Source organism: Pedobacter cryoconitis (assembly GCF_014200595.1).
GTDB classification, from domain to species: Bacteria; Bacteroidota; Bacteroidia; order Sphingobacteriales; family Sphingobacteriaceae; genus Pedobacter; species Pedobacter cryoconitis_C.
In genome coordinates, this window is sequence record NZ_JACHCG010000001.1 from 941,766 (window position 1) to 958,792 (window position 17,027).

The window sequence follows — 17,027 nt, forward strand, 5'->3', positions numbered from 1 at the left end:
GTAAGGCAGTTTTTACTGCCTTACTTTCTTTATATTTGAGCAAATACTATTATTCTTGAAAAAAACGCTCCTCCTCTCAGTTTTTATTCTCGGCATTTTTGCCTGTAATAAAAAGGAAAATACTATCATTCCTATTAAGGATATCAATTATGATAAGGCTGAATCATTGTTTAATAAAAATAACAAAGATTCAGCCTTTTATTACTTTAATAAGGTTGTCGCAAATTCTAAGGATAGCTTAACCGTAGCTACGTCCTATAACTACATGTCGGTCATACAATCTAATGCGGGTGACTATTTTGGTGCTCAAGAGAGTTTAATGCTATCCCTGAAATTTTTAGACGGGGAAAAGGAAAAAGACATTGGCTGTTTATCTTCAAATTATAACGAATTAGGACTGAACAGCATCAATTTAAAAAGGTATGAGCTTACAATAGCTTATTGTGATAAAGCATTATTTTATTATAATAAAGCCATAAAATACTCAAAGGGTACAGGGTTTAATCTGATTATTCTGAATAATAAGGCGCTGGCTTATCAAAAAGTAAGGAAATATGCGCAGGCCCTTAAGATCTATAATGAGATTATCCCCAAAAAGAGTAAGAATCAAAAGGAGTATGCAAGAATTTTATCAAATATTGCGAAAACAAAGTGGCTTCAGAATCCAGCGTATAATGCGGCTCCTGATTTTTTTAAGGCACTGGGTATCCGCGAAAAGGAGAATGATTTATGGGGACTAAATGCCAGTTATGCTCATCTTACGGAATACTATAAGCAAACACGACCAGATTCCGCGCTGGTCTATGCGGGTAAGATGTACGAGGTGGCAAAGAAAATAAATAGCCCTGATGATAAAATCGAAGCTTTGCAAAAACTCATAGAACTTGGGCCACCCGAACAAACAAAACAATATTTTGAAACCTATCGGAAACTGGATGATAGTTTACAAACTGCCCGTAATGCTGCCAAGAATCAATTTGCACTTATCCGATATGAAGCTGAAAAAACTAAAGCGGATAATTTAATCCTTCAAAAAGATAATACGGAGAAAAATTACCAGATTATTAAACAAAGGATATTACTGGCCTTTACGGTTTTATTAATTCTCGCCGGATCTGTGATCAGTTCCATTTGGTATAAAAAAAGAAAACAAAGGCTGGAACTGGAAGCAAAAAATACAATTCGTGAAAATCAATTGAAAACATCAAAAAAAGTACATGATGTGGTCGCGAATGGATTGTACCGGGTAATGGCGGAGATCGAAAATCAGGATAGTTTAGAAAGGGAGCATATATTGGATAAATTAGAAGTTATGTACGAAAAATCCCGTGACATATCTTATGAAGAACCACAACTTTCGGATCAGAATTTTCAGGAGAAAATATCTGAGCTATTGAAATCCTTTGCTACTGAAACTACCAAGGTGGTGGTGTATATGGGAAATACCAAAGAGTTGTGGAAAAAAGTGAGCACAGAAGCAAAGTATGAGCTTGAACATGTTCTCCAGGAGCTTATGGTAAATATGAGTAAACATAGCAAGGCGAATAATGTTGCTGTTAGGTTTGAGCATAAGGATAATTATCTAAACGTTTATTATGCCGATAACGGAATTGGGATTTCGGAAAAGACACAATTTAATAATGGCCTGACGAATACGGGAAACCGTATGAATAATATCAATGGGGAAATTATCTTTGACACAAAAGCCGAAAAAGGATTGAAAATAAAAATTTCTTTTCCTGTTTCTTAAATTGATAAACGATGTTTAAAAAAGTATTAATAGCCGAAGACCACGAAAGCGCCAATATTTCTCTAAGAAAAACACTAATAGACTTGGGAATACCACCTGCTGATTATGTATTTTATTGCGACCATGCATTAACCCGCATACAAAAAGCGGTTAAAACAGATGATCCTTATGATCTGCTTATTACTGATCTTTCATTTGAAGAAGATGATCAGCACCAAAAAATATCTGAGGGCACTGCGCTTATAAAGGCGGCCAGAAATGAGCAGCCTGGACTGAGGGTTATTGTTTTCTCAGCAGAGAATAAGCAGGCAGTTATAGCTGGCCTTTTTAAAGATTTGAATATCAATGGATATGTACGTAAAGCTCGTAATGATTCCAAAGAGCTTAAAATGGCTATAGATAGTGTCTATAAAAATAAGCCTTATACTTCTGTAGATTTAAGGCAGGCTATCAAAGAGAAGAATTCTTATGAATTAACAGAATATGATATCACAATTATCTCCCTGCTTTCTAAAGGGGTGATTCAAAAAGATATTCCAATTTATTTGCAGGAACATAATATCAAACCTTCTGGTTTGAGCAGTGTTGAAAAACGTTTTAACCTCATGAGAGAAGTGTTGGAATTCTCCAATAATGAACAGTTGATTGCTTATTGTAAAGATATGGGCATCATTTAAACTACTGTTTAAACAATTACAAGTTTTTTTATATCAAATAGCTAGCTGATGGCAGTCTGGCCAGCTATGCTTTTTTCTGAAATATTTCCTTTTAATATTTCTGGTCTTTAAAATCCACGGCCGGTTCCTGCTATTGAATCTAAATTCAGCATATCAAAACTTTCTCAAATAATTTATTGGCTTACGGGTTCCCGTAAGGAAAGCACCTCATACCTCTATACTTTTGATGTGTTGAATAATTAAAAGATAATCACCTAAATAAGCTTATCATGGAATATAAAGTAGTGCCATTCACAGCGACGCTTAACCAACAGAAAGAAACGACAAGTGCCGTTGCTGAACAATTGGAAAGCTTAATCGGACAGTTTAATCATCAGGGATGGGAATATGTCAGATTAGAAAGTGTATCCACTTATGTCCAGCCGGTTTCAGGATGTTTTGGAAGCGGGACTCCCGGACATTTGGCAGCATATCAAATGATTGTTTTCAGCCGTCATTAATCATGGAAATTCTACTCATTCTGGTCATTAGATTTTACTGGTATATCTTTCCTGAAAGCAAAAGACGCAGATGTATATTCAGAACAAGCTGCTCTCAGCACGTTTATCAAACAGCAAAAAAGGAGGGTTTTCATGAAGGATTAAAGGCGCTCAGGTTTAGATTTCTAAACTGTAGAAATGGCTTTCATATTTTTGAAAATCCTGTGGATGGCCGCAAATCTATGATCCTGCAAAACGGCCAGGTACTTACAGAAGATGAAATCTCAGAAAGGTTTATCAAAAGGAGTTAGAAAACAAATTGACGGCGGCAAAAAATAAATAATCATCTGAATATGAAAATACTTTTACTATTAGGATTTCTTTTCTTTAACACGGCTGTCCCTAAAAAGCCGACGACGGTTTATATCTGTGGTGGCAGTCAAACCAAAAAGTATCACTACAAACCAAATTGCCGGGGTCTTGGTAATTGCAATTACAGAATTATAAAAACAACGCTGGCAAAAATGAAAAGTAAAGGAAAAACGCTATGTAAATGGGAAAAGCAGTAGTACCATGAAATCCCGGATTATTCTCTGTAAAACTCACTAATTATAAAATAAAATGCTCAATGGACTTTAAAGATCAGATTGCACAATTAGCATCTCGCGTAGAAAAGATGCTGCCTCAAATACAAACAGAAGAAGCTACAAAAAATGCTTTGGTTATGCCGTTTATTCAAATCATGGGCTATGATGTATTTAATCCTTTTGAGGTAAACCCTGAGTTTATTGCTGATTTGGGCATTAAAAAAGGGGAAAAGGTCGATTATGCAATTATAAAAGATGGCGATCCTGCAATTTTAATTGAATGTAAGCACCACCTGGAGAATCTGGATCCGCATAATTCACAATTATTCAGATACTTTCATACTACGAAAGCTAAGTTTGGATTGCTGACCAATGGTATTGTATATCGTTTTTATACCGATCTGGTAGAGAAGAACAAGATGGATAGTACTCCGTTTTTTGAATTCAGAATAACTGAAATTAAGGAGGCTGAGTTAGCTGAACTTAAAAAATTCCATAAATCTTATTTTGATGTAGATAATATCACAAATACGGCAAGTGAACTTAAGTATTTAAATGAACTTAAGACTTTGCTTCATAAAGAAATTGCTGATCCGTCAGAAAGCTTCGTTACATTTTTTACGAAGCAGGTCTATCCGAATATGATCACCGCAAAAGTGAAAGAACAATTTGCACCAATTATCAAACGGTCATTTAATCAATTGATAAGTGATGCAATTAATGAGCGTCTTAAATCTGCACTTAATCAGGAAAAACAGATTGATGTTGCTGAATCTATCAAAATAGAAGAAGGGGGGGGGACAGAGACAGCTTCAGGAATAGTAACTACTGAAGAAGAGATAGAGGCGTTTTTTATCGTAAAGTCTATACTAAGAGAAGTATTAGAGCCTAAAAGAATAATCTATAGAGACGCTCTTTCCTACTTTGCTATCCTTTTGGATGATAATAACAGGAAGACTATTTGCAGGCTTTACCTCAACACAAAAAAATACCTGGTCATACTTGACGACAACAAAAAAGAAATTAAGCATGAAATTCAGTCAATTGATGACTTATATGGCTTTGCCGATATATTAAAAGAGGTGATCGTGAAATTGGAATTACCGAAAAAATAGTGTTAATGAATATGAAAGTTAATATGCTTTGGATTTTATCATGAAAAGAACTCTGCTATTAATTTTTGTTTTTATTGCTGGTACAACTGCTTTTAATGCACGGAGCAAAGAAGCGCCCAAACTGGTATACATCTGTATTAGTTCGGGCGCTGCAAAGTATCACAGTCATATCTGTCACGGATTTAATCGTTGTACACATGAAAGAAAACAGGTGACGCTAAGCGAAGCTATTAAAAGAGGGTATAAACCTTGTAAGATTTGCTATTAACATTTTTTCCCCTTTGCACCAAGGCTAAATCTGGTGCTTTAACCCTGAAATTTAAGATAGAGAATTAAAATAGCGCGGCCACTAAAATAATTAAGGCTTCTCTGGTTCTTTTAATTCTTTCCCGCATCTGGAGCAAAATCTTGCATTTGCCGGATAAACCGGCGCATAACATACCGGGCATTTTTCCTTGGCTTCATCTGTAGCCCTTGCCATTTCTACAGATACGATACCGGTAGGTACTGCAATAATGCCATAACCGATAATCATCAGGATACTTGCCAGAAGCTGGCCTAAAGGGCTTTGCGGTGAGATGTCTCCATAGCCAACGGTGGTAATCGTAACTATTGCCCAGTAAATAGAAACGGGGATGCTGGTGAAACCACTTGCGTCCCCTTCAATAATATACATAAGTGTACCAATAATGGTTACCAGTGTAACGACGCTTGCCAGGAATACGGTGATTTTATATAAACTATTTTTAAGCGCGTTTCTCAATATATTTCCTTCACTGGTGAAACGGCTCAGCTTTAAAATCCGAAAAACTCTAAGTAATCTGAACGCACGAATAACAACAAGATAATGTGCTCCTGCCAGAAACAAGCTCAGATAAGTCGGCAGAAAAGCGATAATGTCTATGAGTCCATAAAAGCTGAAGATATACCTGGATGGCTTATCACTGCTATAAATCCGGAGCGCATATTCCAGTGTAAAAAATATCGTGAAAATCCACTCTACAATGCGGATATAAAGCAGATAATGTGCTCTGAAACTAGCTACGCTTTCCAGAAAAACAGACAGAATGCTTAACAGAATTACCCATAGTAAAATCAAATCAAATAATTTACCTGCTTTGGTGTCTGATTCGAAAATTATGGTATGAAGCTTCTTTCTGAGTATGTCGTTATTTCTGGTAGCCATATCTGTCTGCAAGGTTAATCTAATTCTGCGCTTTACAGAAATTAATTTTGTGCTATTTGAGTTTCAGTTCGTAAATCCTGGACTCTTCCTCCCAGGGATGATACCCCATTCCTATGTATTGATAACCGTATTTTTCATATAATCCGATATGATCAGTACATAAGTATAAATTATCAAATCCTGCCTCAATAGTATCCTGTTTTGCTTTGTCTAGCAACAATTTGCTATAGGCTTTTCCTCTGTGTTTTTCGTCAACGTATAAAGCACATATCCAGGGGTATAAATCCATTCTGCTGATAAAGTCATTGGGTACCAATCCTGCACAGCCAATTATTTGATTGTCTTTTTCCAGCAGATACCATTGAGGGAATGACCCTTTTGCATTTATGCAATTTGTTAAACAATCTTCATAAATAATTGGCTCTACTTCAGACCAGCAGGTTTGAAGGTATTGAATTGCTTGCTTTAGATATTCAGGGTGTTCTCTTACGGATATAAGTTTCATAATCAGACAGTTTTCGGTCTCGTATATTTTTAAATAAGAATCCTTTAAATTACGTATTTCTAAAGTCTTTTAAGCGCCTCTTCGTTACCCGCTTTTTTCTCTGGTGAATTCATCTTGTTTTTACCGAATTTATAGGTGAAACCTACGCTGATCCTCCGGCTATCATTATTGACAATCTGCTGAGCACGATATTGACCAAAGTCGGTATCCTGATGGAAGTCATTTCTTTTGAAAATAATCTCATTTCCGCTCAGTCTGACCTGGCCTTTCCCAGAAAAGATATCTAACAAGAAAGAAGCATCTATGTTTTTATAACCGCTGTATTTAGTTAATCCCTGGCTATAACGCGTCCAGTAATAGGCATCTACTTGTAATTTAAGGGTTTTTGATAACTGGAATATATGAGAAGATTTAAAATCTGAATGGAAGGCACTAAGTTCATAAGGATTACCTAATACCTGGCCGCGGGCTTTGGTATAGCCTATAGGTGTCCCGCTATTTTGAGTTTCCCACCAGCTGTTAAAGCGCAGCGGGTATAAAAGAAAAAATGATAAGTCTGAAGAGTTGTTCAGGTTCTGGCGGGAGAAAAAGGTGACTTTTGTGGTATAATCCTGACTAGAAGGAAGCAATACAATCAAACCACTTGCAGCAGTATAACTTAATGATAAATTTAGTTTATGAATATTACTGGTTATGGTATAGATGTTATCATATTCAGGTTTAAGCGTAGAATTACCATGCTCAACAGTATATTTATTGATGAAGACTGTGTAAGGAACAAGATCATAATAAGCTGCTCTGGAAATAGTTCTTTTAAAAGAGAAAGCAAGATTATTGTGTTCGTTGAAATTATGCTGATATAAAAAGGAAGGAAAAGCGTTGAAATAATTTTGATCGAAAACCCCTTTAAATGCGACTTTGGTATTTTCAGTCCGGACACCCATTTGTAATTTATCATTTTTCCAATCCTTGCTCAGAATAAGATAAGCTCCGGCTATAGCCTCAGTTAATTTACTCTGATTGGAATAAGCCGGATCAGATACAAACTGATTATCCTTCTCGATTTCATAAGCAACACTACTTTTTGAATCTGTCCTTTGATACTTGATACCAGTCTCCAATGTCCACTGTTGTTTAAGCGTATGTCTGTAATCAAGTTGTGCATTATAAATATTAATCTCAGAAATGTTAACTGTTTGATAAACAGGAGGGTTTTTGATAGTCTCACCCAGGGCATTTAACAATACCGAAGGAAAAGATTGAAACATGTTGCGCCTGAAAGGAGTCAGTGTAGCCAGTACAGTCAATTCATTTTTTCCTGAATCAGCCAGTAAATGGTAATTCAGGTTATAAGTATAAAATGATGCTTTCTGATCAAAAGTAGCATTAGTATATAATGTAGAATCGATTGCTGCACCCTGTTTTCCGAATTGATTAACCGTTCCCCATGGGCCACCGAACTTCATTGGGTTACCATTGATCAGTACTCCGATTGTCTGATCCTTAGTTAACTCCAGGTCAGCCCCTAGCTGGAAATTAAAAACTTTATTGTTCGAAAGCCTTCTCCAGTTATCCGTCAGTAAATCAGGATCTTTCGGATCGCCCAGAACCCGGTTCGAATTAACTGAAAATAGATAATCACTTCTGTTTATCCCGGCAGTTCCATAAAGTGTCAGCGCTTTGTGTTTGTAGCTTATTGTACCATTCAGTTCAGATCTGCCATAACTACCCATAGAACCATCAGCTCTCACGCTGGCCGTTATTCCATCAGTCGTACTCTTTTTCGTGGTAATATTAATTACAGCACCATAACTAGCATCATATTTTGAGGATGGCTGAGTGATCAATTCCACTTTTGAAATATTCCCCGAAGGCAACGTCTCCAGAATATTTTGCAAAATAGCATCCGGTACCGGCTTGTTATCAATTAATATCATTGTCTTCTTTCCCTGAAGCGTTACACTATTATCAGCAGAAACCTTAACGAAAGGAGCAGATTTTAATAGCTGCAATGAATTCCCGATTGCCATTGGACTGTTCTCTACATTCAGGATAAAACGATCGCTCCTGGTTTCTACAGAAGGGCGGCTGGCCATGATCTTCACTTCATGTAAAGTCTCAGATAAAGCCTTTAACTTAATTGGCTCCACAATAAGCCCTTCCTGAGTATTCAAACTCAATAAAGATGTTGTAAAATACGCATAACCAATAGCAATTACTTTAATCTTGTAATCCCCCGGTTTAATCCCTGGGAATACAAACCTCCCTGTGGAATCACTTAGTGCATTGAGCACAAATGACGAATCAGCTGCCCTTCTCAAAGTCAGGGTTACATATTCCAGCGGCTTTTGTAGCTCGTCTATTACCCGGCCAGTTATCTGACTGGTAACCAGGCTATCTGTTAATGATTGATTTGAAACCGTAGTGTGATTACTGTTCTTTAAACCAGAAGATTTTTGGGGTTTGTCCAGCGGATAAACAGAATAATTTTTATCATCAATCTTATACCAGCCTAAATTCAAAGGCGTTAATAACCCGCTTAAAACCTCACCGATTTTCTTCCCTTTAAATTCGGCAGTATTAAAAGCCACTTTCTTCTGGCTAATGGTTTCCTGCTCATATAAGAAATTCACCTTATATAAAACACTTAAATTCTTCAATGCCTCCGTTAAAAGTATTGTATTCCGGACAGGAGGGGACTGCGTTAATGATTCTTTTCTAAAACCATAACTCAAAGAGCAGTGGCAAAATAATAACAGGCTCAGGCAAAAGTAAATTCTTTTCATAATGTTGTTTTCGAGCCTATTAGCCGCAAACTATTTCTTTTACCCCATTACAAAAATATATTTTAATCAATAGTTGTTAATTAGCTGTAATTCAGTTGAATAAAATCGTTCTGATTTCATCTGATAAGTTATCCAATAACTCCAGCTAACCACCAACCAACACCTTATGGAATGCAGATCTGCTAATTGTACAATAGAAAAAGGCGCTGCATATTCCAGACATTGTTCATTCTTCATGAACGTCGACTGGAATATGCAGCGCCTTTTTTTATTGCCGTTACAGTTCTAAATGGAACTACTCTTCTTCAAAGAAATCCTGCAATCCCCCAATATAGTATTCATTCAAACCAGTTGTAAAATCTTCGTAATCCTCATCAGGAATATTCGTCTGTACAAACTCCAGAGAAGTCCCTTTTTTATCCGCATGGAACTTAATCGTCACAATTGAAGGCTCATTCTCTTCACCAAAGTACCACTGCTGTACAATTTTTTTACCATAGTCGAACTCCAGGTTCTTTCCAATGATATCCCCTTCCCATAAAGAGAACTCTGTATCCGGCTGATCCGTGAACTCAACTTCAGCACCAGTCCATAACTGTATACTTTGTGCTTTGGTCATTGCCAGATAAACCTCTTCAGGCGGAGCAGGAAGATAGTAGTATTTTTTAAAAGTCTTCATTCGTAATCTATTGTTTATTATATAACGGCCATGAAACAATCATGACCTCTTTTTTTATTTAAAAGCATTGATGCCAGTTACATCCATTCCTGTAATCAGCAAATGAATATCGTGTGTGCCCTCATAAGTAACCACCGATTCCAGGTTCATCATATGGCGCATAATTGAATACTCACCAGTAATTCCCATTCCACCCAGCATTTGTCTCGCATTTCTGGCTACGTCAAGCGCGATCTCAACACTGTTTCTTTTCGCCATTGAAATCTGTTCAGCCGTCGCCCTGTTTTCACTTTTTAATACACCCAGTCTCCAAACCAATAACTGACCTTTAGTGATCTCCGTAATCATTTCAGCAAGCTTTTTTTGCTGTAACTGAAATCCCCCAATAGGCTTTCCGAACTGAACGCGCTCCTTAGCATAACGCAAAGCAGTATCATAACAATCCATTGCCGCACCCAAAGCTCCCCATGCAATACCATATCTCGCCTGATTTAAACAACCCAGCGGGCCTTTCAGACCAGAGATCTCCGGGAATATATTTTCCTTAGGAACTTTTACATTGTCAAATACCAGTTCACCAGTAGCCGAAGCACGAAGGCTCCATTTATTGTGTGTCTCAGGAGTTGAAAAGCCTTCCATTCCACGTTCAACAACCATTCCTCTGATTTTTCCAGCTTCATCCTTCGCCCAAACTACCGCAATATCAGCAAATGGAGCATTAGAGATCCACATTTTAGCACCATTTAACAAGTAATGATCACCTTTATCTTTGATATTAGTAACCATACCACCTGGATTTGATCCATGATCCGGCTCAGTTAAACCAAAACAACCCATCATTTGGCCCGTAGCTAACTTAGGCAGGTATTTATGGCGCTGTTCCTCAGTGCCATATGCATAAATAGGATACATTACCAAAGAACCCTGTACAGAAGCGGTAGAACGAATACCCGAATCTCCACGCTCTAATTCCTGCATGATGATCCCATAAGCGGTATAATCGAGTCCTGCACCACCATATTCAACCGGAATAGTCGGGCCAAAAGCACCAATTTCACCCAGACCTTTAATCAAATGCTTAGGGAATTCAGCTTTTTGTGCGTAATCTTCTATAACCGGACTGATTTCTTTCTTCACCCAGTCACGCACCGCTGACCTTATCAGTTTATGCTCTTCAGACAATAGTTCGTCTAACAGATAATAATCGGGTGCTTCATAAAGGTCTTTCTTTCCTGATTTGTTCATGGTTTACAAATATTTGGTTGAGCTGGCTTTGTACTTCGTATCATTATATAAATCTTTTCGTATTATTATATAACTATTATCCGAGCCTTGTTTTCAAAGGTAATAATTTCGTGTAATGGCTGGCTAAAACCAATCAAAAATTTAATTTTGTTGCACAAATCAGATCATTATGTATTTACAAACTGTTGCTTTAAATGATGTCAAATGTTTTGCGCTGCACGGATACTATCCTGAAGAGCAACTTACAGGAACTGAGTTTCTGGTGAGCGTTGAAGTTACTTTTATCCCTTCGGGCGATACAGAAGACTTGCAGCGGACCGTTAATTATGAAGTGTTGAATACAATTATTCTGGAAGAGATGAGGAATACTAAAAAGATGCTTGAATCTGTGGTTAAACTTATTTTGGACAGAACGATTTCTTCTTTTCCTTTTATTTTGACTGCTGTTGCCGGAATAAAAAAAATGCATCCGCCTATGCCGGGAGAAATTGATCATTCTTTTGTTCAATTATCTTATACCTCGGAAAAGAAACACTAAAATAGAATTATTAAAATATATATGTCTGCAATTCCAGGTTATACAAAGATAGATTCGGGGTTTTTGGCCCGGTTAGTCACCATTTTGGGTGCGGAAAATGTGTTTACTGATGATGTTTCTTTGATGGATTATAGCCACGATGAGACGGAAGATCTTCATTATGCACCAGAAGTAGTCGTAAAACCCGTTGATACTGCTGCCGTTTCTGCTTTATTAAAGTTATGCAATGAAAACCATGTTCCAGTTACGCCAAGAGGTGGTGGAACTGGTCTAAGTGGTGGAGCTCTGCCTGTTTATGGTGGTGTATTGTTATCTATGGAACGCTTCAAAGCTATTATTTCCATTGATACTGAAAATTTGCAGGCGACGGTTGAACCTGGAGTAATTACCGAAGAGTTTATGAATGCAGTGGCGGAACGGGGGTTATTATATCCGGTTGATCCGTCCAGCAAGGGATCTTGTTTTATTGGCGGGAATGTAGCCCATGGCTCTGGTGGGCCAAGAGTTGTGAAATACGGGACAATAAGAGAATATATATTAAATCTGGAAATTGTTTTGCCAACCGGCGAAGTGATCTGGACTGGTGCGAATACGCTGAAATATGCTTCTGGTTATAACCTGACGCAGTTGATGATTGGTTCTGAAGGGACTTTAGGGGTGGTGACTAAAATTGTAACTAAACTAATTCCCAAAGTACAGAACAGTGTATTAATGTTAGGTTCTTTTGCTGAGAATGAACAAGCTTGTGCTGCGGTTTCTGCGATTTTCAGGGCTGGTATCACTCCATCTGCTTTAGAGTTTATGGAGCGCAGAGGGGTAGAGTGGGTTGTTCAGTATGATGATATTAAATTTGATATTAAGGATGGGGTAAATGCTTATCTGATGATAGAATTTGATGGGGATGATCTGGATACCATATTTAAAGATTGTGAAAAGGTTAATTCAGTGCTGGAAGAGTTCGGTTGTACGGAAGTTCTTTTTGCGGATACGGCTGGACAAAAGGAAGAGTTGTGGCGTATGCGCAGAACTATGGCCGAATCAGTGAAGTCTAATTCTGTTTATAAAGAAGAAGATACGGTTGTGCCAAGAGCAGCACTTCCGAAATTAATTAACGGGATTAAAGAGATTGGTTCCAGGTATGGTTTTGAAAGTGTGTGTTATGGTCACGCTGGTGATGGTAATTTACATATCAATATTATCAAAGCAGGTATGAGTGATGAGGACTGGAAAAACAAGCTGAAGGATGGTATTGTGGAGCTGTTTCAGTTAACTGCCAGCTTAGGAGGGACGATTTCTGGTGAGCATGGTATCGGACTTGTCCAAAAAGAGTTTATGTCTATTAAATATAGTGAGATCAATCTTAATTTAATGAGAGGTATTAAACAGGTTTTTGATCCGAACGGGATATTGAATCCTGGAAAGATATTTTAGTTGGAATTCTCGCGTTAAACAAGGATGATTTTGCTTTATAAGCTGTCCTTGTTTAACGATTCTACTTTTTCATGGTTCGTCTTATAGTTGTTCGAAGGCGACCATTTTTGCTTTTTCACTTTCAGGAATAGGAATTGCTTTTTTACTGGTGTGTGAAAAGGAGACGCAAATGGTTTTTCCTTTGGTACAAATTTCTTCTTTACCATTTATGTGTTTAACGATCGTATAATCAAGATCGAAACTGCTGTTTCCAATTCTGGAAGTACGCACGTATATACTTACTTTGTCTTCTATTAATATTGGGCTGATGTAGTCCATAGAAGCCTGTGCGATCACTATGCCTGTTTCTCTCCAGTTCCAGGATATAGCACTGTTCCAGTATTTTGTGCGCGCAATTTCAAGATAGGTAAAGTAGACTGCGTTATTCACATGGCCTAACATGTCGAAGTCTGCAAAACGGGTTTCGATTTGGGTTTTATACTTAAAACTGTCTAAAGTTCCCAGTGTTGCTGACTTTTTGTCTGTCTGTTTTGTTTTTGTGCGCCAAAATGTCTTAAATATCATAGATTATTGGGTTGGTATGAGAGTTGAATAGGTCGTTGTATAATTTAAAAATAAAAAATTAAAGGAGATTATAGCTATGACATTAGTAAATTTTAACAATCGTACAAGAAGCCACGCACCTTACTTTAACAATGTTTTTGACTCTTTGTTCAGTGAAGCGCTAAATAAAAATTATACAATTAATAAAGTTCCCGGCGTAAATATTTTAGAATCGGAAACTGAATATACGATCGAATTGGCAGCACCTGGTTTAGAGAAAAGTGATTTTCAAATCAACTTGAAAAAAGATACGCTTTCTGTCTGGGCAGAGAAAAAAGTTGCTGATAGTGAAGTGAAAAAAAATTACAGCAGAAAAGAGTTTGATTATTTGTCTTTTGCAAGGTCGTTTACGTTACCTGAAAGTGTGGATGCGGAAAAGATTTCTGCTGAGTATGTGAATGGGATATTGACTATTGCAATTGGTAAAAAGGTTGAGGTGAAGGAAGAAAATAAAGAGATTAAAGTTTTATAATTTTTGGTTTTTAAAGGTTGGTTTAAAAGGGGGATATCGAAAGATATCCCTCTTTTTTTGAGAAAATAAACGACGGGTGACAGTTTCCGGTCGGCGTTCATGAAGAATGAACAATGTCCGGAAACTGTCACCCGTCGTTTATTTTTCCTCGGGCAATCCTGACCTTGGAGATGTAAAAAACTGGTATACTTTCTCAAAGTTGTTGGTTGGGTTGCTAATTGGTTTACTGAAGAATTATTTTTTATTTTCAGCAGTTTTATAAGATTTGATGATTTCGTTGATCACTAATTGCGGATTATCTGCGCCTACATAATGTGTGGTCCCTTCTGCAAGAATTAATTTACTATTTGGGCGCGCTGCTATAAATTTCTTATGCCCGTCTTTCCATCCTTCAATATCTATTTTTTCATCCCATGGTGGGGTCTCTGCATAGATATCAGTGATTGGTATTTGAGCGGGGAACGGGGTAGCTCTCAGGGTAGCGGCATTTTTATGAAGATCTACGGCGATATAATATATACTCGTGTTTTTCTTTTTAATCTCTTCTATTGTACCGTTTGGATTTGTAAGTACTCTTTTAATTGCTTCATCTGTGTAAAAACTTCCTAAGCTTGCGTCTATGAAAACTGCGGCTTTTATCTTAGCGGGATTTCTTGCGGCAAACAGCGTTACATAGAAACCTCCCAAAGAGTGGCAGACCAGAATTTTATTTGCATCAGTATAACCTAATTTTGAAAGTCCAAGTTCTAATCCTTTGATCTCATTTGTAATATCAGAGTTTATTGAATCGCGGGTGCTGTGGCCATAACCGGCTCTATCATAAGTAACCAGCGTTGCGCCGGTCGCATCGTATATTGGAATCAGAATGTCTGACCATACGGTTGAATTATCCATACCACCAGTTTCAAACAGGATAACAGTAGATGATCCCTTAATGATGTTGAAAAAGAGTTTGTGTGTATCAACATCGACCAGGGTATCCAGTGGTTTGTATTTTAATACTGCTTGCTGAATTTTGGCCTTACTCTGATTGATCAATGGCTGCCACCTGGGATCTGTATGGAGGCTTTTTAATTCTTCATCCTGGTCCAGGAATTCAAGGTGGAAGGTCTGGATTTCTTTTAGATATTGAGTTAAGTAGTTGAATGCTTTGTCTGGGTTACCGGCTAATGCCCAGGAACTTGCAGCAATGTACTTATCTCTGGTTACACCGTTGCCTTTATTTTCTTTGAATAGGGAGTCAAAAGATAGTGCGGATTTTAGGTATTGTTTCTGGTCTTTGTATTTTATGGCTCTTTGGTTATGATCCAGATAGGTTTTAGCAGGTAAGAATGTGTTCTGTGCAGATAATTTTAGCGTAGTAAAAATGACTATTGTCAGGATTAGCGTGTACTTCATTTGGTTAGGGGTTTTCTAAAAGACCCAGTGATTTATGTTTCGTTGCTAAATTTTTTATTATAGTTAATTAATAAATGTGTTGTGTACAAAAAAATCCCGCTCTTGTGAACGGGATTTGGTATTTCTTATCGTAATCCGGGGCTAGGTGTAACCCAGGATTTTCAATACTTGTTTACTGTTTTGCTCTTCTCCAAATACCTCAAAGTTGAATGTCTCGTCACGGTTGCGACGGATAATCACGTGTTTAGGACTTGGTAACAGACAGTGATGAATTCCACCATATCCGCTCAGTACTTCCTGGTAAGCTCCGGTATTGAAGAAGCCAAGGTATTGTACTTTACGCGTTTTCGGCATAAATACGGAGTTCATATGCGCTTCCTGATTGTAGTAATCCTGACCATCGCAGGTAATACCACCAAGATTCACTCTTTCGTATTCAGCATCCCAGTTATTGATTGGTAAAAGGATGTATTTTTGGTTTAAAGCCCATACATCAGGAAGGTTCGTAATGAAAGATCCGTCCAGCATTAACCATTTCTCACGGTCGTTTTGTTGTTTACGTCCTAATACTTTGTATAAGATACCTGAAGCTTCTGCTACTGTGTATTTACCGAATTCAGTAATGATATCTGGCTCTACGACATCGTGTTCTGCACAAATTTCTTTGATACGTTTAACGATTTCGTTCACCATGTATTCATAATCAAAATCAAATACCAAAGAATCTTTGAATGGCATACCACCACCGATGTCTAAAGTATCCAGTTCAGGATTGATTTTCTTGAATTTACAGTATAAGGTTACGTATTTCTCCAGCTCATTCCAGTAGTACGGAGAATCCGTGATTCCTGAATTAATAAAGAAATGCAGTAGTTTAACCCTGAAGTTAGGATTAGTAGAAATTTTGTTGTTATAGAAGTCGATTACATCTTCCATACGTACGCCTAAACGTGAAGTATAGAATTGTGAGTCCGGCTGCTCTTCCGCCGCAATACGGATACCTAAATTACAAGGTGTTTCCAACTCTACTTCGTCATCAAAAAGGTTAAATTCCTCTTTGTTGTCTAATACAGGGATGATGTTTTTGTACCCATCATGCAACATATCAATGATATATTGTTTGTACTGATAAGTCTTAAAACCGTTACAGATAACGGTAATGTCTTTGGTAAGGGCGCCTTTTTTCTCAAGGGCCTCAATCATCGGCATATCGAACGCGGACGATGTCTCTAAGTGAATGCCATTTTTTAAAGCTTCTTCGACGATATGTCTGAAGTGGGAACTTTTTGTGCAATAGCAATACTTATAATCTCCACGGTAATTGTTCTTGATGATCGCGGTCTGAAACAACAGTTTCGCCTGTTGGATTTTTTTAGTGATCATCGGAAGATAAGTGAAACGTAATGGCGTACCATAAGTCTCAATCATTTCCATTAAATTCAGATCCTGAAAGTATAGTTCGTCATCGATGACACTGTATCCTTCTTGAGGAAAACCTACACTTAGATCAAGAAATTCGGAGTAACTCTGCATTTTTTATATTTTTGAACAATTATTTAAAGGGTTGACAAATTAA

General features: G+C 37.5%; 16 protein-coding genes. 8 read left to right on the forward strand and 8 right to left on the reverse strand.

The window, feature by feature from the left end; translation table 11 throughout:
- The first annotated feature begins 55 nt into the window (after positions 1-55).
- From HDE70_RS04245 to HDE70_RS04265, 5 genes are all read left to right on the forward strand, one after another.
- Positions 56-1,750, forward strand: a complete 1,695-nt coding sequence (locus tag HDE70_RS04245) for an ATP-binding protein (protein WP_183888192.1) — start codon at positions 56-58, stop codon at positions 1,748-1,750.
- A gap of 11 nt (positions 1,751-1,761) precedes the next feature.
- Entirely contained in the window at positions 1,762-2,427 is a 666-nt protein-coding gene (locus tag HDE70_RS04250) for a response regulator (RefSeq protein ID WP_183888194.1), read from the forward strand.
- Between the two features lie 269 nt (positions 2,428-2,696).
- Positions 2,697-2,927: a hypothetical protein gene (locus HDE70_RS04255; RefSeq protein ID WP_183865447.1), complete on the forward strand. Its 231-nt coding sequence runs from the start codon at positions 2,697-2,699 to the stop codon at positions 2,925-2,927.
- Positions 2,928-2,929: 2 nt separating this feature from the next.
- Complete coding sequence (yidD, locus tag HDE70_RS04260) at positions 2,930-3,217, forward strand: membrane protein insertion efficiency factor YidD (RefSeq protein ID WP_183865448.1); 288 nt, start codon at positions 2,930-2,932, stop codon at positions 3,215-3,217.
- Positions 3,218-3,534: 317 nt separating this feature from the next.
- Positions 3,535-4,608, forward strand: coding sequence for a type I restriction endonuclease (locus HDE70_RS04265; RefSeq protein ID WP_183888196.1), 1,074 nt, complete (start codon positions 3,535-3,537; stop codon positions 4,606-4,608).
- Positions 4,609-4,966: 358 nt separating this feature from the next.
- On the opposite strand, the gene HDE70_RS04270 is transcribed toward HDE70_RS04265, so the two are convergent.
- The 5 genes from HDE70_RS04270 to HDE70_RS04290 form a co-directional block, all read right to left on the reverse strand.
- A complete protein-coding gene (locus HDE70_RS04270; RefSeq protein WP_183888198.1) occupies positions 4,967-5,794 on the reverse strand; it encodes an ion transporter in 828 nt (275 codons plus the stop codon).
- 52 nt (positions 5,795-5,846) lie between these two features.
- A complete protein-coding gene (locus tag HDE70_RS04275) occupies positions 5,847-6,299 on the reverse strand; it encodes a GNAT family N-acetyltransferase (RefSeq protein WP_183888200.1) in 453 nt (150 codons plus the stop codon).
- A gap of 59 nt (positions 6,300-6,358) precedes the next feature.
- Complete coding sequence (locus tag HDE70_RS04280) at positions 6,359-9,085, reverse strand: outer membrane beta-barrel family protein (protein ID WP_183888202.1); 2,727 nt, start codon at positions 9,083-9,085, stop codon at positions 6,359-6,361.
- A 295-nt stretch (positions 9,086-9,380) separates the two neighbouring features.
- Positions 9,381-9,764 carry an SRPBCC domain-containing protein gene (locus HDE70_RS04285; protein ID WP_183865453.1) on the reverse strand — a complete coding sequence of 128 codons (384 nt, stop codon included), beginning with the start codon at positions 9,762-9,764 and terminating at the stop codon, positions 9,381-9,383.
- 54 nt (positions 9,765-9,818) lie between these two features.
- Positions 9,819-11,009: an acyl-CoA dehydrogenase family protein gene (locus HDE70_RS04290; RefSeq protein ID WP_183865454.1), complete on the reverse strand. Its 1,191-nt coding sequence runs from the start codon at positions 11,007-11,009 to the stop codon at positions 9,819-9,821.
- 169 nt (positions 11,010-11,178) lie between these two features.
- Here HDE70_RS04290 and HDE70_RS04295 point away from each other — a divergent pair, with 169 nt between their 5' ends.
- Together HDE70_RS04295 and HDE70_RS04300 are read left to right on the forward strand one after the other, a co-directional pair.
- On the forward strand, positions 11,179-11,547 hold the full coding sequence (locus tag HDE70_RS04295; RefSeq protein WP_183865455.1) for a dihydroneopterin aldolase: 369 nt from the start codon (positions 11,179-11,181) through the stop codon (positions 11,545-11,547).
- A gap of 21 nt (positions 11,548-11,568) precedes the next feature.
- A complete protein-coding gene (locus HDE70_RS04300) occupies positions 11,569-12,978 on the forward strand; it encodes an FAD-binding oxidoreductase (protein WP_183888204.1) in 1,410 nt (469 codons plus the stop codon).
- Between the two features lie 81 nt (positions 12,979-13,059).
- Here the strand turns inward: HDE70_RS04300 and HDE70_RS04305 are convergent, their stop codons facing one another.
- Positions 13,060-13,542, reverse strand: coding sequence for an acyl-CoA thioesterase (locus HDE70_RS04305; RefSeq protein WP_183888206.1), 483 nt, complete (start codon positions 13,540-13,542; stop codon positions 13,060-13,062).
- A 76-nt stretch (positions 13,543-13,618) separates the two neighbouring features.
- Here HDE70_RS04305 and HDE70_RS04310 point away from each other — a divergent pair, with 76 nt between their 5' ends.
- Positions 13,619-14,053 carry an Hsp20/alpha crystallin family protein gene (locus HDE70_RS04310; protein WP_183888208.1) on the forward strand — a complete coding sequence of 145 codons (435 nt, stop codon included), beginning with the start codon at positions 13,619-13,621 and terminating at the stop codon, positions 14,051-14,053.
- Between the two features lie 234 nt (positions 14,054-14,287).
- Here the strand turns inward: HDE70_RS04310 and HDE70_RS04315 are convergent, their stop codons facing one another.
- A complete protein-coding gene (locus tag HDE70_RS04315; RefSeq protein ID WP_183888210.1) occupies positions 14,288-15,451 on the reverse strand; it encodes an alpha/beta fold hydrolase in 1,164 nt (387 codons plus the stop codon).
- Positions 15,452-15,592: 141 nt separating this feature from the next.
- On the reverse strand, positions 15,593-16,984 hold the full coding sequence (locus HDE70_RS04320) for an arginine decarboxylase (RefSeq protein WP_183865460.1): 1,392 nt from the start codon (positions 16,982-16,984) through the stop codon (positions 15,593-15,595).
- Positions 16,985-17,027: the final 43 nt, after the last annotated feature.